1 rRNA gene is annotated in these 1,176 nt (G+C 50.7%); it reads right to left on the bottom strand.

From position 1 onward, the window contains the following. A 23S ribosomal RNA gene (locus V6M87_RS27180) occupies positions 1-1,159 on the bottom strand; the annotation flags it as partial. Positions 1,160-1,176: the final 17 nt, after the last annotated feature.

The raw sequence follows: 1,176 nt of genomic DNA, 5'->3' as shown, positions 1-1,176 counted from the left end.
ATATCCGCAGCTTCGGTGACTGGCTTAGCCCCGTTACATCTTCCGCGCAGGACGACTCGATCAGTGAGCTATTACGCTTTCTTTAAATGATGGCTGCTTCTAAGCCAACATCCTGACTGTTTTAGCCTTCCCACTTCGTTTTCCACTTAGCCAATCTTTGGGACCTTAGCTGGCGGTCTGGGTTGTTTCCCTCTTGACGCCGGACGTTAGCACCCGACGTCTGTCTCCCAAGCTCGCACTCATCGGTATTCGGAGTTTGCAATGGTTTGGTAAGTCGCAATGACCCCCTAGCCATAACAGTGCTCTACCCCCGATGGTGATACTTGAGGCACTACCTAAATAGTTTTCGGAGAGAACCAGCTATTTCCAAGTTTGTTTAGCCTTTCACCCCTACCCACAGCTCATCCCCTAATTTTTCAACATTAGTGGGTTCGGACCTCCAGGGCGTGTTACCGCACCTTCATCCTGGCCATGAGTAGATCACTTGGTTTCGGGTCTACACCCAGCGACTGTCGCCCTGTTCGGACTCGATTTCTCTACGGCTTCCCTATTCGGTTAACCTCGCCACTGAATGTAAGTCGCTGACCCATTATACAAAAGGTACGCAGTCACGGAACAAGTCCGCTCCTACTGTTTGTATGCACACGGTTTCAGGATCTATTTCACTCCCCTCCCGGGGTTCTTTTCGCCTTTCCCTCACGGTACTGGTTCACTATCGGTCGATTACGAGTATTTAGCCTTGGAGGATGGTCCCCCCATGTTCAGACAGGATTTCTCGTGTCCCGCCCTACTTGTCGTACGCTTAGTTCCACACATCGCATTTCACATACGGGGCTATCACCCGCTATGGCGCCAGTTTCCAATGGCTTCTGTTATGCGTCGTGCTAAAACGTACAGGCTCATCCCATTTCGCTCGCCACTACTTTGGGAATCTCGGTTGATTTCTTTTCCTGCAGCTACTTAGATGTTTCAGTTCGCCGCGTTCGCTTTGCATACCTATGTATTCAGTATGCAATGACCTAAAAGGCCGGGTTTCCCCATTCGGAAATCTGCGGATCAAAGCGTGTTTGCTCGCTCCCCGCAGCTTATCGCAAGCTACTACGTCCTTCATCGCCTGTAATCGCCAAGGCATCCACCATGTGCACTTATTCGCTTGTCCCTATAACGTTAGCTCCT

Source organism: Massilia sp. S19_KUP03_FR1, assembly GCF_036688685.1.
In the GTDB taxonomy this organism is placed as follows: Bacteria; Pseudomonadota; Gammaproteobacteria; order Burkholderiales; family Burkholderiaceae_D; genus JALYUM01.
The sequence above is the reverse complement of the archived record's forward strand: the minus strand, read 5'-3'. Positions and strand labels throughout refer to the sequence as shown.